This is a genomic window from Bradyrhizobium nivariense, assembly GCF_029846695.2.
In the GTDB taxonomy this organism is placed as follows: Bacteria; Pseudomonadota; Alphaproteobacteria; order Rhizobiales; family Xanthobacteraceae; genus Bradyrhizobium.
On the sequence record NZ_JARWCR020000003.1, the window covers coordinates 62,049 to 82,575 of the forward strand.

Here is a 20,527-nt window from a genome sequence, read left to right on the forward strand (position 1 = left end):
GGCGACGACCGTTGCTGCGCCGTCACAGCATTCGGCTCCGCGCCTGCTAAGGTGACGTGCCGATTGACGGGCGCGCCGGAACCGTCAAAAGGCGCCGGATCAATTCTCGGGCAGAAGCGTTTCCAGTTTCACATGACGGCGAGCATCACATCGACCGAAGCTCAGGACGGGCCGGTCACCTCGGGTTTCTGGGGCCTGACGCTCGGAAGCATCGGCGTCGTCTTCGGCGATATCGGCACTTCGCCGCTCTATGCATTCCACGAGGCGGTCCGGGGCGCGGCCCACGGCCAGCCGGTCTCGCGGGTCATGGTGCTCGGTGTGCTCTCGCTGATCCTCTGGGCGCTGCTGATCGTCGTCACTGCCAAATATGTTCTGCTGCTGCTGCGCGCCGACAACAACGGGGAGGGCGGCACGCTTTCCCTGATGGCGCTCGGCCAGCGCGCGCTCGGGCGGCGGAGCTGGTTCCTGATGGCGCTCGGCGTGGTCGGCGCCTCCATGTTCATCGGCGATTCCATGATCACGCCGGCAATTTCGGTGCTGTCGGCGGTCGAGGGCCTGAAGCTCGCAACGCCTGCGTTTGAGCATTACGTCGTGCCGCTCACCGTCTTCATCCTGGCGCTGCTGTTCGCGGTCCAGAGCAAGGGGACTGCGCTGGTGGCCTCGGCCTTTGGGCCTGTGATGGTGGTCTGGTTCACCGTTCTTGCCGTGCTGGGCATCGTTCACATCGCCGACGATCCGTCGGTGCTCGCTGCGATCAATCCGTATTACGCGCTGCAATTCCTGCTGTCGCACGGCACGATCGGTCTGGTGACGCTGGGCGCGGTGTTCCTGGCGGTGACCGGCGGCGAGGCGCTCTACGCTGATCTTGGCCATTTCGGCCGCAAGCCGATCCAGTCGGCCTGGATGTTCTTCGTGCTGCCCTCGCTCCTGATCAACTATTTCGGGCAGGGCGCACTGGTGCTGTCCGATCCCAGCGCGATCGAGCACTCCTTCTACCGCATGGTGCCCGAGCATTTCGTGCTGCCGCTGGTCGGACTTGCGACCGCGGCGACTGTGATTGCGAGCCAGGCGGTGATCACCGGGGCCTATTCGCTGGTCTATCAGGCTGTGCAGCTTGGCCTCCTGCCGCGTTTCGAGGTGCGCTTCACCTCGGAAACCCACGCCGGGCAGATCTATCTGCCGCGTGTAAACCGGTTGCTCCTGATTGGTGTGATGCTGCTGGTGCTGTTGTTCCACACCCCCAGCAATCTGGCTTCGGCCTACGGTATCGCGGTCTCCACCACCATGGTCGCCGACGGCATCATGGGCTTCATCGTGATCTGGAAATTGTGGAACTGGCGCGCCGCGACGGCCGCAGCCGTGATCCTGCCCTTCGTCGTGGTCGACATAACCTTCTTCAGCGCGAATCTTCTGAAGCTGCTCGAAGGCGCCTGGGTGCCGTTGCTGTTCGGTGCGGTCATGGCCGGGACGATCTGGACCTGGCGACGGGGCTCGGGAATCCTGATCCAGAAAACGCGCCGGATCGAGGTGCCGCTGGATGATCTGATCCGGAGTCTGGAGAAGCGGCCGCCGCACATCGTCAAGGGCACCGCGGTGTTCCTGACCAGCGATCCCTCCTTCGTGCCGACCGCGCTGCTGCACAATCTCAAGCACAACAAGGTGCTGCACGAGCACAACGTGATCCTGACCATCGAGACCGCTCATACGCCGCGGGTCGACCTGTCGGAGCGTTTCCGGATGGAGAAGATCAGCGACAAGTTCTTCAAGGTCCGCCTGCGCTTCGGCTACATGGAGCAGCCGAACGTGCCGAAGGCGCTCGCGATCGCGCGCAAGCAGGGCTGGCAGTTCGACATCATGTCGACGTCGTTCTTCGTGTCGCGGCGCTCGCTGAAAGCTTCAGCGCAGTCCGGCATGCCGCTCTGGCAGGACCATTTGTTCATCGCGCTGAGCCGGTCTGCCAACGACGCCACCGACTATTTCCAGATTCCCACCGGACGGGTGGTTGAAGTCGGAACCCAGGTCACCATCTAAACGGCGACTGGCGAAGATATGCAAAATTGCATGTCTAGGGCCCGAAATCGGGCTAGGCTATGCCGGCAGCGCAGGCCTATAAGCCGCGCGCTCCTCCGCCGTTGTGCAGTGAAGCATTTTTAGAGGCCACCAGGCTCCCCCATGACAAGTGACGTAGCGATTTCCGTCCCGGAAACGGCGGCGGCCAATGGGCATGGCGATGCCCACACGACCGCCCGTTTCGGTGCGCTGACGCTTGGCAGCATCGGCGTCGTCTATGGCGATATCGGCACCAGCCCGCTCTACGCGTTCCGCGAGGCGGTGATGGCGGCTTCTGGCGCGGAGGGGGTGCCGACGCCGGCAGCCGTGCTCGGCGTGCTCTCCCTGATCCTGTGGGCGCTGATCGTCGTGGTGACGCTCAAATACGTCGTGATCCTGCTCCGCGCCGACAACAACGGCGAGGGCGGCACGCTGGCGCTGATGGCGCTGGCCCAGCGCGCGGTGGGCACCGGCGGAGCCACCCTCGTCCTGCTCGGCATCATTTCCGGCGCCCTGTTCTACGGCGACGCCGTGATCACGCCGGCGCTCTCAGTGCTGTCGGCCATCGAAGGCATGAAGGACGTCACCCTGCGGTTCGAGCCCTACATCGTGCCGCTGACCGTGATCATCCTGGTCGGCCTGTTTGCCGTACAGTCCCGCGGCACCGCTCGCGTCGCCGCCTTCTTCGGCCCGATCATGTGTGTCTGGTTCGCTGTGATCGCGATCGCTGCGATCCATCCGATCATCGAGCAGCCGCAGGTGCTGTTCGCGCTGAACCCGCTCTACGCCGTGTCCTTCATGCTCCACCACGGCATCATAGGCTTCGTGACGCTGGGCGCGGTGTTCCTGGCGGTCACCGGTGCGGAGGCGCTCTATGCCGACCTCGGCCATTTCGGCAAGCGGCCAATCCAAACCGCCTGGCTGGTCATCGTGCTGCCGTCGCTGGCGCTGAACTATCTGGGGCAGGGCGCCCTCGTGCTCGGCGATCCCGGCGCGATCGTGAGCCCGTTCTTCCAGCTCTTTCCGCAAGGCTTTTTCCGGGGCTGCATGGTCGTGCTGGCGACCGCCGCAACTGTGATCGCGAGCCAGGCGGTCATCACCGGCGCCTATTCGCTGACGCGCCAGGCGATCCAGCTCGGTCTGTTGCCGCGCTTTGAAATTCGCCATACGTCTGAAGCCCATTCGGGCCAGATCTTCATCCCGCGCATCAACCAGCTCCTGCTGGTCGCGGTGGTGTTGCTGGTGCTCTTGTTCCGCTCTTCCAGCGCGCTGGCCTCGGCCTATGGCATCTCCGTCACCGGGACCATGGTGGTCACGGCGATGATGGGCTTCGTCGTGATCTGGAAGGTCTGGCGGTGGTCGCCGTTCACGGCTGCCGCCTTGATCGCGCCGTTCCTGTTCCTCGACCTCACCTTCCTGGCCGCCAATTTGCTCAAGGTGTTCGAGGGCGGCTGGGTGCCGCTGGCGCTCGGCGCGCTCATGATCATCCTGATGTACACGTGGCGGCGCGGCAGCCGGCTGCTGTTCGAGAAGTCGCGCAAGCTCGAATTCCCCCTCGCCGACCTCGTGGCGATGTTGGAGAAGCGGCCGCCGCAACGCGTGCCCGGCACGGCCGTGTTCCTGACCAGCGATCCCCTCAGCGCCCCGACCGCGCTGATGCATAGTCTGAAGCACTACAAGGTGCTCCATGAGAAGAACGTCATTCTCACCATCGAGACCGCGCAGACCCCGCGCATCGATCCGGCCGAGCGCGTGAGGCTGGAGCAGATCTCGCCGACCTTCTCCAAGGTGACGCTGAAGTTCGGCTTCATGGAATCGCCCAACGTGCCGAAGGCGCTGGCGATCGCCCGCAAGCTCGGCTGGCAATTCGACATCATGTCGACCTCGTTCTTCCTGTCGCGGAGGGCGCTCAAGCCGGCCGCCCATTCCGGCATGCCGCGCTGGCAGGACCGGCTGTTCATCTCGCTCAGCCGTTCCGCCAACGACGCCACCGACTATTTCCAGATCCCCAGCGGCCGCGTCGTCGAGGTCGGCACCCAGGTGACCATCTAGCTCCACCGCTGTCGTCGCCCGGCTTGACCGGGCGATCCAATATCCAGAGACAGTGCGTGGATACGGCGAGGCCGCGGCGTACTGGATTCCCCGCTTTCGCGGGGAATGACACCGAGCTGGCGGTGAGGTGTGAAGCAGGAGCTTCAGGCATCCTGAAGGTCGCACTTCAAGTCGCTGCGATTTAGCTTTAACTTGCAGGGCCGAGCCCAAGCCTTTGTAGCGCTTGATTTTTGCTCACCGAGAGGCGAGGTTGCCGCCCGCCGGGATCGCCCCGGCATGCGGCCCGCGACGTTGGAGGATGATGTGGCAAACCAGGTACAGGATCTGACCCCGGACGAGGTCTCCAAGGGAGTCGCGGAGGGCCGCTATCTCCTCGTCGACGTTCGCGAGCCGAACGAGGTCGAAGCCGAGGCCTATCCTTACGGCGTGGTCGTGCCGCTCTCGACCTTCGATCCCAAGGCGATCCCCGATCCCGCCGGCAAGGAGGTCGTGTTCGCCTGCCGCTCGGGAAAACGCTCGGTGACGGCCTCGCTCGCGGCGCAGGCGGCGGGCCTGCCTTACGACAAGCATCTGGCCGGCGGCATGCTGGGCTGGAAGGCGGCGGGACTTCCCAGCAAGGTCGGTGGCTGATCGGGCCGATGTCCAATAGTCCTTCACTCAACAAGAGCTCTGCCCTGAACAAGGTCTTCGCCGACCTTCCCGTCACGATCTTCGAGGCGATGTCGCAGGCCGCGCGCGACAATGCCGCCATCAATCTCGGCCAGGGCTTTCCCGACGATCCCGGTCCCGAAGACATCCGCCGCGCCGCGGCCGATGCCTCGCTGAACGGCTACAACCAGTACCCGTCGATGATGGGCCTGCCGGAGCTGCGCCAGGCGATCGCAACCCATTACGGCCATTGGCACGGCCTGAGGCTCGATCCGATGAGCGAGGTGATGGTGACCTCCGGCGGCACCGAGGCGCTGACCTCGGCTATCCTCGCCGTGGTCCAGCCCGGCGACGAGGTGGTGTGCTTCCAGCCGGTGTACGATTCCTATCTGCCGATCATCCGCCAGGCCGGCGGGATTCCGCGGCTGGTCCGGCTCGAGCCGCCGCATTGGCGGCTGAATGAGGATATGCTGAAAAGCGTCTTCAATTCAAAGACCAAGGCGGTGCTCTTCAACAATCCCCTGAATCCGTCCGCGGTGGTGTTTCCGCGCGAGGATCTCGAGCTGCTGGCGCGCTACTGCCAGGAGTTCGACGTCATCGCGATCTGCGACGAGGTCTGGGAGCACGTCACCTTCGACGAGCACAAGCACATCCCGTTGATCACGATCCCCGGCATGCGCGAGCGCACCATCAAGGTGGGCTCGGCCGGCAAGATCTTCTCGCTGACGGGCTGGAAGATCGGCTTCGTCTGCGCCGCGCCGCCGCTGCTGCGCGTTGCGGCCAAGGTGCACCAGTTCCTGACCTTCACCACCGCGCCGAACCTCCAGGCCGCCGTCGCCTACGGCCTCGGCAAGCCCGACGACTACTTCCTGTCGATGCGCAAGGACCTGACGCGGAGCAGGGACCGCCTCACCAGGGGGCTGGAGAGCCTCGGCTTCCCCGTGCTGAAGTCGCAGGGCACCTACTTCCTCACCGTCGACCTGTCGCCGCTCGGGCTCAACGAGAGCGACACCGAGTTCTGCTGGCGGATCGTGAAGGATTACAAGGTCGCGGCAATCCCGGTGTCGGCCTTCTACGAGCAGGACCCCGTGACCTCGGTGGTCCGCTTCTGCTTTGCCAAGAAGGACGAGACGCTCGACACCGCGCTGGAGCGGCTGTCGGACGCGGTGCGCGGGCGCAAGAGGTAGGGGAGATGACGAACGTCAGCCGCTCAGGGGCTCGCCTTGGTCTTGCGTTCGCCGCGGCGCTGACGTTGCTCCCGGGTCCCGCCGCGGCCGAGGAGCGGGTCGTCAACTTCTACAACTGGTCGAACTACGTGGCGCCTGACGTCCTCGAGGCCTTCACCAAGGAGACCGGCATCAGGGTGGTCTACGACACTTTTGATGCCAACGAGACGCTGGAGACGCGCCTGATGGCCGGCAAGTCCGGCTATGACGTCGTGGTGCCGACGGCCTATTTCCTCCAGCGCCAGATCAAGGCCAACATCTTCCAGAAGCTCGACAAGTCGAAGCTGCCGAACTTGGCCAATGCCTGGCCGGCGGTGACCGAACGTCTCGCGATCTACGACCCCGGCAATGTCTACGCCGCCAATTACATGTGGGGCACGACGGGCATCGGCTACAACGTCGCCAAGCTGAAGCAGATTCTCGGAGCGGATGCGAAGATCGACAGCTGGGACATCGTGTTCAAGCCGGAGAATTTGGCAAAATTCAAAGACTGCGGCGTCCACATGCTGGATTCCGCCGACGACATCTTCCCGGCGGCGCTGAACTATCTCGGGCTCGATCCGGACTCGACCAAGCAGGCCGACCTCGAGAAGGCCGCTGATGTCGTCGCCAAGGTCCGGCCCTCCGTGCGCAAGTTTCATTCGTCCGAATACTTGAGCGCGCTTGCGACCGGCGAGATCTGCTTCGTGGTCGGCTGGTCCGGCGACATCATGCAGGCCCGCGCCCGCGCCGCCGAAGCCAAAGGCGGCATCGAGATCGGCTACGCCGTCCCGAAGGAGGGCGCGCAGATGTTCTTCGACAATCTCGCAATCCCAGCGGATTCCAAGAACGTTAGGGAAGCCAACGAGCTGATCAACTATCTCTACCGCCCGGACGTAGCCGCCAAGAATACGGACTTCCTGTCCTACGCCAACGGCAACCTCGCCAGCCAGAAGCTGGTCGACCCGAAAATCCTGAACGACAAGAACATCTATCCGGACGAGGCGATGCTCGCAAAACTGTTCGTCATCACGGCGCGTGAGCCGGCCACGCAGCGCATCATCAATAGGCTTTGGACGAAGGTGAAGACGGGGCGGTAGTTGGGCCGGGGATCTCACCCCAAAACTAAATTCTGCAAAACAACCCCATGCACAGTAGAAACGCCTCCGCTGCGTTGCCGGCGGTGACGGTGTTTAAGCCCTGGTGCGGCTTGGCTTAATCGCCGCCCGGGCGCAACGAATTGAGGCCGCGTGCGAGCAGCACGAAATCAGGCATGGACAGCCGAGTCCGCATTGACCTCATCAGCCTCCGGTTCTTTGACACGTCGGGCAAAACACTGGCAGAATGGCATCGTCGCCATCAGCTCCAAACACCGCTTTCCCTGCGAAGCATCGCGAGAGCAGGGCGCCGCCTACCACTCATAACGCACCGTCCCCTTGCCGGTATAGGTCTGCGTGCTCCGGGAGAACTCGCCCTCGACCGTGCCCGCGAGCGAGAGACCGTTCCTCCATCTCATCTCCGCGCGGCCGCCGACGAGTGCGGAGTCGGCCGCCGGTTGCGCGCCGCTGACCGCGAAGGCGGCGCCGGGGAGCGTCTGGAAGGCTGCGTTCACGAAGCGGTTGGTGTTGGTGTCATGCGCCCAGGCAAGCCGGCCGCGCAAGGTGAGCAGGCCGTCGTTGACGAGGAAGCGTTGGTCGGTGCGCGTGCCGAGCTCGGTACGGACGTTCGTCGTGTCCTGCGAGGTGTAGGACAGCGCGAACTGGTTGCTGCCGACGAGCGCGGTCTCGCCGTAACCGGGCAAATGGAAGGTCGTGGCTTGCACGGCCGCGTAGGGCGTTACGCCGAAGGTGGAGGCAGGAATGGGCGCGAAGCGCCAGCCTGTTTCGAGGCGGCCGGCAAAGGTGCTCGCCTTGAAGTTCGCAGTCAGCCTGTCGGTGCCTGACACCGTCACGGTGCGGTCGGTGGTGACGTCCTGCCAGCCATAGGCGAGGGCAGCCGAGAGATACGCCGGGCCAAGATTGTGGCGGGCATAGAGGCCGGCCTGGAACAGATCGGCGCGGCCGCTGCCGAGGCTATCGGACAGCGAGAAATTGTAGCCGGCGCCGCCGAGCGCAAAGCCGACCAGCGTATTTGGCGAGACGCGATAGTCGGCACCGACCACGGTGCCGTAGATGCGGCTGGTGGTGGTGCTCGAGCCGGCTGCGGTGCTGCCGTTCAACGTGCTGGCGCCGCCATAGCCGGAGGCCCACACGCCCCAGCGCCGGTCGATGACATCGCCGCTGACGTCGCGCGGCGTCACCGCGGCATAGGCCTCGCGCACCTTGGCGTCGCGCGGGCTGGTGGAAGCGTAGCCCAGCGTACCGCCGTCGCCGGAGGTCCCGCCGCGCTCGCCGTCCGTGCCGCCGCCAAAGGGGTCGAGCATGCCCAAAAATTGCTGCATGGCGTTGAAGGCGGCTTGCGTGCTCGCGGCGCCCGGCTGACCGGAGACCTGGTTGAGCGCCCGGGCGAGCTGCGCATCGCTCATGTTGAGCAGCACGTCGAACCCGGCCGGCGGCGTAGCGCCGCCTTCGACCGCCTTGTTGATGCCGCCGGCGACGCTGGTCTGGTTGCCGCTCGTGCCCCCCGGCAGCACGATCTTGCCGGGATCGAGCACGAGATAGACGTTGTCGAGGTCGTAGGTGAGGTGCGGATTGCGGGCAGGGCTGAACGTGCCGCTGACGCTCAGCCCTGCGAATTGCGTTCTACCGAGGCCGCCGGTCGCCGTGAGAATGGTGTAGGTCTGGCCGCGGAAGCTGCCGGGGATCGCCACCGCCTGTACGGTGGCGCCAGTGAGCGTCGCGGTCCCCGTGACATTGGTGCGGTCGGCCGCGGTCGTGGAGACCTCGACCGTGTAGGAGCTGCCGGCACTGAAGGTGAGGTTGCCGCTGACGGTGAGCGTGCCGATCGAATTGCCAGGCGCCAGCGTGCCGCCGCTCGCAATCGTGGTGTTGCCGACGATGCCGGTGCCGCCGAGCGCGCCACCGCTGTTCACGGTGACGCTGCTCGATGACGCGATCGAACCGTTCACCGCAAGCGTGCCGCCGTCGACCGTGGTGGCGCCGGTATAGGTGTTGATGCCCGCGAGCGTCAGCGTGCCGGTGCCGACCTTGACCAGCGATGTTCCGGTGATGCTTCCGTCGCCGGTGAGCACTCCGGTGACAACGGTCGACAGATTGTTGCCGCCAACCGTCAGTTCTGCGCCGTTGAGGTCGAAGCGGCCGTTGCCGGCGATTGAGCCGGCGCTGATCTTGCCGTCGCTGTTCAGGCCGGGGGTGTAAAAATTGATGACGGCGCTGGGCGCGACATTGGTGAGCTGCGCGTTGTCGGGCGTCGAGTCGCCGTCGAACAGCACGTTGCCGCTGTTGATGATGATGGCGTTGCCGGCTCTGGCGTAGGCGTCGAAGGTCAGCTGGTTGTTGTTGGTAATGGTGGCGGTGCCGGCCGTGGCGGAGGAGGTGAACCGGAGCTGTTGGTTGTTGGTGATAGTGGAGCTGCCGGCCGTGGCGTTGTCGTCGAACGTCAGTTGATGATTGTTGGTGATGCTGGCGTTGCCGGCCGTCGAGCCCTCGATGAACTGCATCTGGCCGTTGTTGTTGATGGTCGCACTGCCCGCGGTACTGGTGTCGTGGAATTCGAACGTGCCGGTGCCGGCGTTGGTGATCGTCGCGTTGCCGGCACTGGAGTTCTGGGTGAACCATAGATGGGGGCCGTTGTTCACGATCGTGGCCGTTTCGGCTGTGCTGTTGGCCCAGAACTCGATATTGCCGTTGTTGGTGATGGTCGAGCTGCTGGCCGTGCTGTGGCTGTAGAAATAAATCGTGCCGCTGCTGGTGATGCCAGCGCTTCCTGCCGTCGTCATGTCGTCGAAGACTACGGTGCCGCCAATGTTGTTGGTGATGCTTGCGCTTCCCGCCGTGCTCGAGTCGTTGAAGTATGCGGTGTGGTTGTTGGTGATGATTGCGCTTCCGGCCGCGCTCGAATTGTTGAAGAACAGGGTGCCATCGTTGGTGATGGCGGCGCTGCTGGTTGTGCTTGAACCGTTGAAGCTCAGGGTGTGGCCAGCGTAGTTGTTGATCGTTGCGACGCCGGCCGAGCTGTGGTCGCTGAAGGCCAGCGTGCCATTGTTGTCGATATAGGCGGTACCGGCCGTGCTGGTATCGAGGAAAGACAAGGTGCCGGTATTGCTGATGGTGGTGCTGTAATTGCTGTCGATGCCGGTGCTGTTGCGGAAGATCGTGGATCCGGCGTTTGTCAGTTGGTAAAGATTATTGAGGGGACCGGTGTTGACGACATCGAGTGTTCCGCCGGAGCCAACGCTGATGGATTCGCCACCGAATGTGGCGGCCGTGCTGGCGTTGCCGAGCTGAAGCGTGCCGCCGCTGACGAATGTGGTGGAGGTGGAGCCACTGGCGTTGGAAAATGTGGCTGTCCCGGTCAGCGTCAGGGTGCCCGTGCCGACCTTCTCTAGGTCGCCGTGTACCGAGATGGTCCCGCTCACGACGGTCGACGCATTGTTGCCACCGACCTTGAGCCACGAGCCGTACACAAGAAAAGTGCCTTCGCCGGCGATCGAACCGACGCTGATCACACCGTCATGGGCAGGTCCAATTGAGGAGAACTGAGTCAATGCTGTCGCGCTGGTGTTGGTGATGGCGGCATTGCCGGCTGTGCTATAGTATTCGAAAGTCAAACTACCGCTGTTGTTGATGGTGGCACTGCCGGCACTGCTTCCAATCGTAAAGATGGTCGTGGCATTGTTCGTGATCGTTGCGTTGCCGGCGCTACTATTGCCGTTGAACTGCAACTGAGATGAACCATTGACGGTGATGGTCGCGCTGCCAGCGGTGCTCGTGTCGTAGAAATTGGCGGTACCGCCGTTGATCGTCAGCGTCGCGTTGCCGGCCGAGCTGGTGCTCCGGAAATTCACGGTGCCGGTGGAGGTGATCTGAGCGCTGCCGGCCGTTGTCCTATCGGCGAACTCGAGTGTTCCGCTGTTGGTGATCGCGGTGCTTCCGGCCGACATCCCGTTGCTGTAGGACGTGAATCCGGCGTTCGAAATGCTGGAAATCACGCCGGTGTTCACGATGCTGAGCGCGCCTCCGGCGCCGACGCTGATCGCGCCGACGACCGATCCGGCTCTGGCGAGGGTGCCAAGCTGGAGCGTGCCGCCGTTGACCGTGGTACCGCCCGTATACGTGTTCGCTGCCGTCAGCGTCATCGTACCCGCGCCGATCTTGACCAGCGAGCCGCCGATGCCGGAGATCACGCCGCTCACCTCGGTCGGTAGACCTTTGGAGCCAACAGTGAGCTCGTTGGCGCCGATGAGGTAGCTGCCGGCGCCTGCGATCGAGCCGACCGTCTGCCTGTGATCGCCGGCGGGACCCGCAGAGTTCGAGAAGTCCACCGTGCTGCCGGCATCTGCGGTGACGGCCATGCCGTTGCCATCGCTGTTGATGAGGTTGAGTGTGGTTCCGGCGCGGACGTCAACCGTGCCGATGATGGAGCCGGTATTGGCGAGTGTACCGAGCTGGAGAGTTCCGCCAGTGACCGTGGTGCCGCCGACATAGCTGTTCCCGCCCGACAGCGTCAGCGTGCCCGAACCGGCCTTGACCAGCGAGCCGGTGCCGGTGATCACGCCGCTCACCTCGCTCGATTGGTTGTTGGAGCCCAGCGTCAGCTCGATGAAATCGAGATAGGAGGTGCCGGCACCTGTGAGCGACTGGACCGAGAGCTTGCCGTCACCAGCGGGGCCCGTTCCTGAAAAATAGATGTTGCCCCCGGCATTGTTGATGATGATGGTCGCGTTGCCGGTCGTGCTGTTGCCGTAGAAGGAGAGGAGTCCGCCACTGTTGATGATGATCGTGGCGTTGCCGGCGGTGCTGTTATCGTTGAAAGTGGTGCGTCCACCGCTGTTGTTGGTGATGGTCGCGTTACCGGCAGTGCTGGTGCCGTCAAAATTCAGCAAGGTGTTGTTGGTGATGACGGCGTTACCGGCCGTGCTCGAGCCGACGAAGCCCATTATATAGTTGTTGGTAATGACAGCGTTGGCGGCGGTGCTGTTGTCCTGGAAGGTCAGGATACCTCCGTTGGACACCGAAGCGCCAGCGGCGGTGCTGTTGTTCGCGAAAACCATCAAGCCCACATTACCGATCGTGGCGGTGCCGGCAGAGCTGGAATTCTGGAAGGTGGTTACCGAGCTGACGCTGGTGGTGAAGTTGAGGCTGCCGCCATTGATGACGATGCCTGCGCCCGTGAAAGTGAGCCCGGGACTGGCGCTCTGGATGAGGTAGTTCGAGGCGCCTGCATTGAAGGTCCAGCCGCCGACCGAGGTGTTGCTGCCAATAGACAGGGATGGCGTGTTTGACGTGCCAAAGTAGGCGGTGCCGGAAGGGACGCTCCCGGTGTCCCAGTTGCTCCCATCGTCATACGAAACGCTAATGGGAGAGGTGCGCCAGGTGGCGTCCTGCGCGCGTGACGGCGTCGCCGGCAGCGCCCAGGCCAAGGCCAGCGCCGACGATGTCAGGAGTCCGGCCCGCAGCCGGCGGGTCGCCCTGAAACAATCTTTCCCCGTCCTCACCACTTCCCCCAGCACGCGGTCCCGAGTCCTCAACTGGATTCATCGCATCGGGGCGGAGGGGTGTCCTGATAAGGGGTTGGCTACTTTCTGAAAGTTTCTGATATTTCCGTTTCAGACCCGATTTTCGGGTATTTTCGGCAGACTTCCGCTATATGAGCCGCCTTGAGAGACGCTTTGGGGGATAGCTTGCTTCGTTTCGCCGGCTTCGAGCTGGACCAGCAGCGCGCCGAGCTGCGCGGGGCCGATGGCACGCCGATCAAGCTCCGGCCCAAGACGCTCGAGATGCTGCGGTTGTTCGCCGCCAGCGGCGGCCGGGTGTTGAGCAAGCAGGAGCTGATGGAGGCGGTCTGGCCGAACGTCCATGTCGGCGAGGACAGCCTGTTCCAATGCATCCGCGAGCTTCGTACCGCGCTTCATGACGAGCGGCGGCAGCTGATCAAGCTCGCCTCCGGCGGCGGCTATTTGCTGGCGACGGAGGTTGTGGCTGCGCCCGCTGCCGGGCTGGCGCAGGCCGAAGAGACGCGGCCGGACCCGACCGGGGAGGTCGTGCCCCGGCTGCCTGCCGGGATCGTCGCGGTCCCCGTGAGGCCCCAGCGCGCCATGTTCGGTTTGAGCCGGCAGGCAACGGTCGCTGCCGTGGCCGGGCTCTGTGTGATCGTCATGGGGCTTGCGGTTGCCGCGCCCGTGCTGAAGCCGGATCTCCTGTTCAGGCGGACACCGCCGCGGCTCGCGGTGACGCCAATCGTTGATGCCAGCAACGACCCGCGCGGCGCGGTGATGGCCGCCGAGCTCACCGCCCGCCTTACGGATGGTTTTGCCAAGATCCAGAACATCAGCGTGGTTGCGCCACGATTGGCGGTCGCCGGCGACGACAGCGCCGCTGCCTCCACCGCATCATCCGACTACGAGCTGCGCGGCGAATTGGAGCGCGGCGATCAGTCCTGGACGCTGCGCACGCGCATCATCAAGGCCGCCACTGGCGAGGTCCAGTCGGTCGTCGCGGCGTCGGCCAACGCTGACGAGGCCGGCGCGCAGCTTGCGCAGTCCCGGCTCGTCGCCGGCGCGGGTCATGTGCTCGCGCGCCACCTCAACGAGATTCTGGAGCCGAGTGCTGCGCCGTCCCGAGCTCGCAAATCGTCGGCGGGCGGCGGCAAGGTGGCCGTCGAGCAGGCGCTCGCATCGATCAACCAGACCACGCGCGAGCGCTTTGGCGCGGCGCAGGCCATGCTGCAAAAGGCGCTCACCGACGATCCTGATAATCTCGACATCGCGGTTGCGCTCGCCTCGCTCCAGTTGCGCGGCATCCAGATGGTCTGGTTCAGCCCGGAGGAGGCGGTCGCGGTCGAGGCCAGGGCCAATGCGACGCTCGAGCAGGCGCTGCGGTCGAAGCCGAATTCGATTCCGGTGCTCGAGGCCCATTGCCGCTTCCTCAGCGCGACCAATCATTTCGTAGAAAGTCTCGTCACCTGCGCCAAGGCCTTGAGCTTCGATCCGTGGAACGGCTCTGCGCTCTATCTGATCGGCTTAGGCCAAATCTATCTCGGCCGCTTCGACGATGCGCTCGCGACATTCCAGCAAGCCGATCGTTACGACACGCCGCCGGCCTCGCGCTGGACCTGGCTGCTTGGTGCGGGCATGGCAAATGTCCTGATGGGACGCGACGAGGAGGCGCTGCCGTGGTTGCAACGTTCGATCGCCGTTACGCCGGCGACCGGGCGCTCGCATCTGCTGCTTGCCGCCGCCTACCAGAGATCGGGCCGGTTCGAGGAGGCGAGGGCGGCGATCGCGGAGGGACTGAGGCTGCGCCCCGGCACGACCAGGCTCAACGTCGGGCAGCCGATGAAGAACGCAAGTCCGGTGTGTATCGCAGCCTGGGATCGCGTCGTTGAGGCCGAGGTCGAGGCGGGTCTGCCGGAGCAGTGAGGCGACAAGTCGCTGTCATGCCCCGCGAAGGCGGGGCATCCAGTACTCCGAGGCGGCGCGGCTGGAATCGAGCCGCCGCGGCGTACTGGATCGCCCGCCTTCGCGGGCGATGACAACGAGGAGGTGGGTGCTGCGTGCCAAGAATCTCGTCATTGCTTCGCGGAGCCTGTCATCGGGCCGCGCTTCGCGCGGACCCGGTGGCTCGCAATGACGAAGCAAATCAGCGCCACCGCCGGTGCAGCCACAGCCACTGCTCCGGATGCTCGCGCACCCAGCCTTCCACCACGCTCGTGACCGCCTGCGTCGTGCCCTGGATGTCGATCTTGCCGTCGGCATCGCGCACCGGCGGGACCTCTTCGGTGAGCTCGGCCGTGAAGCGGCCGCCGGGCAGGCGGATGATGCGGACGCCGTGGATCGGGCATTCGATCTGGCGCAGCAGGCGGGCCAGCATCGGATTAGCGCGGGTCTTGCGGCCGAAGAAGGTGACCTCGACACCGCCGGTCAGGTACTGGTCGATCAGCATGGCGACGTGCTTGCCGTCCTTGAGCGCCTGCGCGAGCCGCAGCGGCGCGTCGCGGCCCGCCGGGATCAGCGTGCCCATGTTGACCTGGCGCATCTCCTGGATGATGCGGTCGGCGGATGCGATGTTCGGACGGCGGTAGAGGATGGCGGCATCGAGGCCGTGCGCGACGGCGGCGAGCGCCGGCAATTCCCAATTGGCCAGATGCGCGGCGAAGATCAGCGCCGGCTTGCCGTCGTCCCGGATGCGGTCGAACAGCTCGATGCTGCGCTTCGGCAATTCGATCCGGCTGTTCTCCGGATAGTCGCGGTCATAATCCCAGACATGGTCCATATGGGCGAATTCGGCGCCGACGCGGCCGAGATTGTCCCACACGCCCATCAGGATCTGTTCGATTTCTTCGGGCGACTTCTCCGGAAACGCTGCGGTGAGATTGGCGCGACCGATACGATGCTCGCGCAGGCGCGGGCCGATCGTCTTGGTCACGCGTGCGAAGAAATCGGAGGTCTTGGCCGGATCGAAATAGCGCGTAGTGCGCAGCATGCCGACGGTGGCGGCACCGATCAGGCCTCCACCGATCGACTTGGCAGCCTCCCGTGCGCGGGCCTTGATGCTCGCAGGAAGCAGCGCCATGCGTCCGGTCAGGCCGGTTCGCGGGTCAGGATCAGCGAGGCGTTCTGGCCGCCGAAGCCGAACGAGTTCGACATGACAGCGGTGACGCGGGCGTCGCGCGCCTTGTTGCCGACAACGTCGAACAGGATCGTGGGATCCGGATTGTCGTAGTTGATCGTCGGCGGGATGCGCTGATGCTCCAGGGTCAGCAGCGAGAAGATGGCCTCGACCGCGCCGGCAGCCGAGATGGTGTGACCGACCATCGACTTGTTGGAGGTGACCGGAATCTTCGAGACGAGCTCGCCGAACACGGCCGATGTCGTATTGTACTCCATCTTGTCGTTCTCGGGCGTCGCGGTGCCGTGCGCGTTGATGTGGTCGATCTGGTCAGGCGTCATGCCGGCATCGGCCAGGGTCTTGTTCATGCAGCCGATGATCGGCTTGCCGTCGGGCGAAGAGCGGGTGCGATGGAAGGAATCGGTGAGCTCGCCGCAGCCGGCGATCACGCCGAGGATTTTTGCGCCACGTGCCGTTGCGGCTTCGTAGCTTTCGAGCACGAGGGCGCCGGCGCCTTCGGCCATGACAAAGCCGTCGCGGTTCTTGGAGAAGGGGCGGGAGGCCGCCTGCGGCGGATCGTTCTGGGTCGATAGCGCCGAGAGCAGCGAGAAGCGCACCAGCGCTTCCGGATTCACGGTGCCGTCGGTCGCCACGCACAGCGCGGCGTCGGTCTCGCCGCGGCGGATCGCCTCGACGCCGAGCTGGATCGAGGTCGCGCCCGAAGCGCAGGCCGTCGACAGCGAGATCGGCGAGCCCTTGGTGCCGAAGGTCTCGGCGAGGTGGGCCGCGACCGAGCCGAACATGAAGCGGTGATGATAGGCGCTGTATTTGCCGCCGCCGGAGATGCGCAGCAGATCGTCATAGTTGAAGTCGGGCTTGCCGACGGCGCGGCCGAGCTCGCGGCGCTGCGGCCATTCGACCTCGACCGGTGCGACCGCAAGGAAGAGGGGACCCGGGAAATCCGCCTTGGCGCCGATGCCGGCCTGGTCCAGCGCTTCCTGCGTCACCAGCTCGGCCATCCGCTCGGACAGGCCGGTGGAGGAGAACGGATCGACGCTGACGAAATCCACCGTGCCGGCCATCGTGGTCTTCAGGCCGTCGACCGGAAAGCGCGTGATGGTGCGGATGCCGGATTCGCCCGCGACGAGCTTCGCCCAATTGTCGGCCTTGCCGTTGCCGAGCGAGGTCATGATGCCCATGCCCGTGACGACGACGACGGGACGCCCGAGTTTGTCGCGTGGTGCAGTCATGTCGATCCCCGCTTGAACTAAAGCATGATCCGGAAAAGTGTGATGCGGTTTTCCGAGAAGATCATGCTCAAACAATAACCTGCCAAAGCGCAACGCGCTTTAACTTACTGCCTCGACCAGTGCCATGCCTTCGCCGCGCCAGTGTCCGGCCCCCACCACCACAATCTGGGTGGGCGCTCCCTGCATTTCAATCTCGGTGCCCGTGGAATCGTTCGGCGGAAACAGCGCGCCGCGCGAGATCGACAGCGCCGCGAGCGCAATGCCGAGTGGGAATTGCGTTTCCATAGTGTGGCCGAACATCGTGCCGGTCGAGCGCACCGGGAACTCGGCGTGGCCCTTCAGGAAGCCGCGCTCTTCGCTCGTGGCGGGCTCCGCGCCGGTCGCACCGGATATGATCGCACCCTTGCCGTCGCGCTTTGGCAACTTCGCCCAAAGCTTCTCCAGCGTCGCGGCCATGTCGCCGGGGCTCTTGCGCCGGGCGAGGTCGGCAACGACGCTCGACAGCTTTGCGAACGGCTTTGCGCCGCGTGCTTCCGCATGCGCCCTGGACTCCAGCACGAGGAAAGCGCCGGCCGAGCCGAGCGCGAAGCCGGCGTGGTCCTTGCGCGCCCACACGGGTGCGAACTTGTCCTTCAAATTGAAGTCGCCGAATTCGTAGAGGACCATCAGGTCCTTGCGCTCGCCATTGTGCGAGCCGCCGATCAGCGCAATGTCGCTCTCGCCCGAGGCGATGCGCGACAGCGCGATGCGCGCGGCATCGGCGCCCGCAACCTCTTCGCCCATGAAGGTGCGCGAGGTGCCCCCTAAGCCGTGCACGATGGCGATGTTGCCGGCGAGCAGGTTGGAGAGCTGGGCCAAAAACAGCGTCGGCCTGAGATCGCTCATCAGCCGCTCGTTGAGGAAGCCGGGCGCGTTGGCGCCCTTGGCCTCGGCCGTGAGCACGCCGGTGTCGACGTTGAGATCGCGCTCGCCGCCGCCGGCGGCGACCACCATGTCGATCTTCGACAGGATGTCCTTGTTGCCCTTGATCCCGGCGGAGTCGAGCGCAAGCCCGGCCGCATAGGTGCCGATGCGCTGCCAGGCTTCCATCTGGCGCTGGTCGCCCTTCTTCGGGATCTGGCTGTCGAAGGTAACAGGCATCAGGGGATGCACGATGTAGGGCGCAAAGCCCTTCTCGTCGACATTGATGCGCTTCTCCTGAAGCGCGGCCCAGTTGGCGTCGAGGCCCTCGCCGAGCGAGGTGGCGAGACCAATGCCGGTGATCCAGACTTCCGTCTGGCCGGGCTTCGAAGCGGTGTCAGTCATGGCGATACGGCCTGTTGCGGAAAGCCGACGCGCTTGGCGACCGCGTCCATGTATCCGCGCATATCCGAATTGGGGAAGGGGATCAGAGTGAAGGTGAGTGTCGAATTCGCGCGCAGCTTGCCGCCGACCCGGATCTTGGCTTCGGTCATGGCATAGCCCGAGCCCTCATGGGCCACGCTCGCCTCAAGCGTCATGAGGTCGCCCGGAAACACCGAGCCGCGTACCTTGGCTTCCTTCACGGCGGCGAGAATCGGCATGCGCTCGAACTTCAAGACGCCAAGCAGGAGGAAGCCCGAGGCCTGCGCCATCGATTCGATCAGGAGCACGCCCGGCATCAAGGGATAGCCCGGGAAGTGCCCCTCGAAGATGGTGCTCTCCTGCGGAACCTGGGCCTCGACGACGATCGTCTTCTCGTCGACCTTGAGGTCGACGATGCGATCGATCATGTGGAAGTATTCAAGTTGCATGACCGCGCGCTTAGGCGCTCGCGCCCTTGGCCGCAACCAGTTCGTCGATGCGGGCGCACAGGTTTTTCAGCACGAAATACTGCTCGGTGGTCGCCTTGCCGTCGTTGACCTCCTGGGTCCACTTTTCCAGCGGCAGCTTGATACCGAATTGCTTGTCGATCGCGAACGCGATGTCCAGGAAATCAAGGCTGTCGATGCCGAGATCATCGATGGCGTGGCTATCCGGCGTGATCGTGTCGCGCGGGATGTCGCAGGTTTCAGCGATGATCGTAGCGACCTGATCGAATGTGGAGGACATCACTAAGCCTTTGATATATTGCTGATATTTGTCAGATGTTCCAGAGTGGAACGGTGGGTGGGCATCGCGCCCTGATGACGCCCTCAACCCCCCTCTGGCCGGGTCGAAAGCCCGTATATCGGAGCGCCGCCCTGAGTTCAATGGAGCCGGACAGGGGTGGGGATGCCGTCGGCGGGCGTTCGGCCTGGGAGGCCGGGCCTAGATGTGCGGCGTGGTGATCTTGACGCAGTCGCGGCGGCCCATCAGCACGCAATCCTGGGTCCGGCGCAAGTCGGCGATGCTCACCGCAAGCCAGATGCCGATTGCGGTCAGCGCGATGGTGAAGGCCAGCGCCGCGATGTTGGCGAGCATGCGATGGCGGAAATCGTCCGGTTCGGTGCGGGCCCGCTCGTAGCGCGACAGGTCGAGCGGCTCCGGCGCGACGCGCAATTCCTGCACGGTACCGTTGCCCCGGTAGGCCGTCGGAGAAGGCGAGGTGCGCGGCCTGAACTGGAGCACCCGGTGCTCGTCATCCGAGCTTATGGGCCGCTGGGTTTTCATGGTGCAGGGATCACTCCGAAGCAGCGATTTTTAGATAGCATACGTGGTGAACGGGTTGCAGAAAATCTTCTCAACGCACACGTGCATTGCGCATTCGCACTATCTTGCTTGGGCTTGCGAATTGATCACGGAACCGTCGTCGTCCGGGGCATGCAGGGGTTGCGTTGCAATATCTCCCCGCCCAGCCGAATGCATTTTGCCGGCGCTATGCCCATGGCATAGTCCAGGGAACCTGAACCCCCCAGTTGCATCCATGTGAAGGGCCTTCGACCATGACCACCAACACGCGCGAGCCGAGAGTGCATCCGGTGCCGATCCTGTCGCTTCGGCCGACGCAGATGACGGTCGGCATGCGCGAGGTCAAGGAGAAGCGCAAGCGCTGGCGCGAGCACGACAAGAAGAAGCAGGCCGATCTGCTCGGCACCCACATGATCCCCGTCGTCCACGGACCTGACGAGCGCTACTACGTGATCGACCATCATCATCTTGGCCGCGCGCTGCATGACGAGGGCATCAAGCAGGTGCTGGTCACCGTCGTCGGTGATCTCAGGATGGTCGAGCGCGAGGCGTTCTGGGGCGTGATGGACAACAAGCGCTGGGTCTATCCCTACGACGCCAAGGGCGAGAGGCGGCCGTTCCGCGATTTGCCGAAATCGGTGGTCGATCTCAAGGACGATCCGTTCCGGAGCCTTGCCGGCGAGCTGCGCCGGATGGGCGGCTTCGCCAAGGACACCACGCCGTTCTCCGAATTCCTGTGGGCCGACTATCTGCGCCGAAAACTGTCGCGCAAGGCGGTGGATGCCGATTTCGACAAGTCGCTCGAGAAGGCGATGTCCTCAGCCAAGAGCAAGGATGCGATCTATCTGCCCGGCTGGTGCGGACCGGTGGAGGATGATTAGGCGCAACGCTCACGTCAGTACGGCATGCATGCGGCTCCGCAAACCGGATCTGATCACAGCCTCTTGAGCGAAACCATCTTCCGTCC

At 64.4% G+C, this 20,527-nt stretch carries 14 protein-coding genes; 7 read left to right on the top strand and 7 right to left on the bottom strand.

Annotated elements, in window-relative coordinates; translation table 11 throughout:
* Nucleotides 1-132: 132 nt before the first annotated feature.
* The 5 genes from QCM77_RS03820 (at nt 133) to QCM77_RS03840 (ending at nt 7,054) form a co-directional block, all read left to right on the top strand.
* Nucleotides 133-2,031, top strand: a complete 1,899-nt coding sequence (locus tag QCM77_RS03820) for a potassium transporter Kup (protein WP_279662827.1) — start codon at nt 133-135, stop codon at nt 2,029-2,031.
* A gap of 141 nt (nt 2,032-2,172) precedes the next feature.
* Complete coding sequence (locus tag QCM77_RS03825) at nt 2,173-4,101, top strand: potassium transporter Kup (RefSeq protein WP_279662826.1); 1,929 nt, start codon at nt 2,173-2,175, stop codon at nt 4,099-4,101.
* A gap of 303 nt (nt 4,102-4,404) precedes the next feature.
* Complete coding sequence (locus tag QCM77_RS03830) at nt 4,405-4,731, top strand: rhodanese-like domain-containing protein (RefSeq protein WP_015686918.1); 327 nt, start codon at nt 4,405-4,407, stop codon at nt 4,729-4,731.
* Nucleotides 4,732-4,739: 8 nt separating this feature from the next.
* Nucleotides 4,740-5,936 carry an aminotransferase gene (locus QCM77_RS03835; RefSeq protein WP_279662824.1) on the top strand — a complete coding sequence of 399 codons (1,197 nt, stop codon included), beginning with the start codon at nt 4,740-4,742 and terminating at the stop codon, nt 5,934-5,936.
* A 5-nt stretch (nt 5,937-5,941) separates the two neighbouring features.
* The gene (locus QCM77_RS03840) at nt 5,942-7,054 is read left to right on the top strand and encodes a polyamine ABC transporter substrate-binding protein (RefSeq protein WP_279662823.1); all 1,113 of its coding nucleotides are present in this window, start codon (nt 5,942-5,944) and stop codon (nt 7,052-7,054) included.
* A gap of 311 nt (nt 7,055-7,365) precedes the next feature.
* Here QCM77_RS03840 and QCM77_RS03845 read toward each other — a convergent pair whose 3' ends face one another.
* Entirely contained in the window at nt 7,366-12,570 is a 5,205-nt protein-coding gene (locus QCM77_RS03845; RefSeq protein WP_279683616.1) for a beta strand repeat-containing protein, read from the bottom strand.
* Nucleotides 12,571-12,756: 186 nt separating this feature from the next.
* On the opposite strand from QCM77_RS03845, the gene QCM77_RS03850 reads away from it, so the two are divergent.
* The gene (locus QCM77_RS03850; RefSeq protein ID WP_279662821.1) at nt 12,757-14,493 is read left to right on the top strand and encodes a winged helix-turn-helix domain-containing protein; all 1,737 of its coding nucleotides are present in this window, start codon (nt 12,757-12,759) and stop codon (nt 14,491-14,493) included.
* Nucleotides 14,494-14,713: 220 nt separating this feature from the next.
* Here the strand turns inward: QCM77_RS03850 and QCM77_RS03855 are convergent, their stop codons facing one another.
* From QCM77_RS03855 to QCM77_RS03880, 6 genes are all read right to left on the bottom strand, one after another.
* Nucleotides 14,714-15,646, bottom strand: coding sequence for a lipid A biosynthesis lauroyl acyltransferase (locus QCM77_RS03855; RefSeq protein WP_279662820.1), 933 nt, complete (start codon nt 15,644-15,646; stop codon nt 14,714-14,716).
* Between the two features lie 8 nt (nt 15,647-15,654).
* On the bottom strand, nt 15,655-16,932 hold the full coding sequence (locus QCM77_RS03860) for a beta-ketoacyl-ACP synthase (protein ID WP_279683618.1): 1,278 nt from the start codon (nt 16,930-16,932) through the stop codon (nt 15,655-15,657).
* A gap of 99 nt (nt 16,933-17,031) precedes the next feature.
* A complete protein-coding gene (locus tag QCM77_RS03865) occupies nt 17,032-18,237 on the bottom strand; it encodes a beta-ketoacyl-ACP synthase (RefSeq protein ID WP_279662818.1) in 1,206 nt (401 codons plus the stop codon).
* On the bottom strand, nt 18,234-18,704 hold the full coding sequence (locus QCM77_RS03870; RefSeq protein ID WP_195798736.1) for a 3-hydroxyacyl-ACP dehydratase FabZ family protein: 471 nt from the start codon (nt 18,702-18,704) through the stop codon (nt 18,234-18,236). The genes QCM77_RS03865 and QCM77_RS03870 overlap by 4 nt, the downstream gene beginning before the upstream one ends.
* Nucleotides 18,705-18,714: 10 nt before the next feature.
* Complete coding sequence (locus QCM77_RS03875; RefSeq protein ID WP_007592476.1) at nt 18,715-19,002, bottom strand: acyl carrier protein; 288 nt, start codon at nt 19,000-19,002, stop codon at nt 18,715-18,717.
* A 198-nt stretch (nt 19,003-19,200) separates the two neighbouring features.
* The gene (locus QCM77_RS03880; protein WP_279662817.1) at nt 19,201-19,542 is read right to left on the bottom strand and encodes a hypothetical protein; all 342 of its coding nucleotides are present in this window, start codon (nt 19,540-19,542) and stop codon (nt 19,201-19,203) included.
* Nucleotides 19,543-19,814: 272 nt separating this feature from the next.
* On the opposite strand from QCM77_RS03880, the gene QCM77_RS03885 reads away from it, so the two are divergent.
* On the top strand, nt 19,815-20,441 hold the full coding sequence (locus tag QCM77_RS03885) for a ParB-like protein (protein ID WP_279683620.1): 627 nt from the start codon (nt 19,815-19,817) through the stop codon (nt 20,439-20,441).
* The last annotated feature ends 86 nt before the right edge of the window (nt 20,442-20,527 follow it).

Bases quoted from the DNA above. Each gene is read 5' to 3' on its own strand.
- QCM77_RS03885 (WP_279683620.1), top strand. From the start codon at position 19,815: ATGACCACCAACACGCGCGAGCCGAGAGTGCATCCGGTGCCGATCCTG.
- QCM77_RS03860 (WP_279683618.1), bottom strand. From the start codon at position 16,932: ATGACTGCACCACGCGACAAACTCGGGCGTCCCGTCGTCGTCGTCACG.
- QCM77_RS03835 (WP_279662824.1), top strand. From the start codon at position 4,740: ATGTCCAATAGTCCTTCACTCAACAAGAGCTCTGCCCTGAACAAGGTC.
- QCM77_RS03865 (WP_279662818.1), bottom strand. From the start codon at position 18,237: ATGACTGACACCGCTTCGAAGCCCGGCCAGACGGAAGTCTGGATCACC.
- QCM77_RS03870 (WP_195798736.1), bottom strand. From the start codon at position 18,704: ATGCAACTTGAATACTTCCACATGATCGATCGCATCGTCGACCTCAAG.
- QCM77_RS03840 (WP_279662823.1), top strand. From the start codon at position 5,942: ATGACGAACGTCAGCCGCTCAGGGGCTCGCCTTGGTCTTGCGTTCGCC.
- QCM77_RS03875 (WP_007592476.1), bottom strand. From the start codon at position 19,002: ATGTCCTCCACATTCGATCAGGTCGCTACGATCATCGCTGAAACCTGC.
- QCM77_RS03820 (WP_279662827.1), top strand. From the start codon at position 133: ATGACGGCGAGCATCACATCGACCGAAGCTCAGGACGGGCCGGTCACC.
- QCM77_RS03880 (WP_279662817.1), bottom strand. From the start codon at position 19,542: ATGAAAACCCAGCGGCCCATAAGCTCGGATGACGAGCACCGGGTGCTC.
- QCM77_RS03855 (WP_279662820.1), bottom strand. From the start codon at position 15,646: ATGGCGCTGCTTCCTGCGAGCATCAAGGCCCGCGCACGGGAGGCTGCC.
- QCM77_RS03825 (WP_279662826.1), top strand. From the start codon at position 2,173: ATGACAAGTGACGTAGCGATTTCCGTCCCGGAAACGGCGGCGGCCAAT.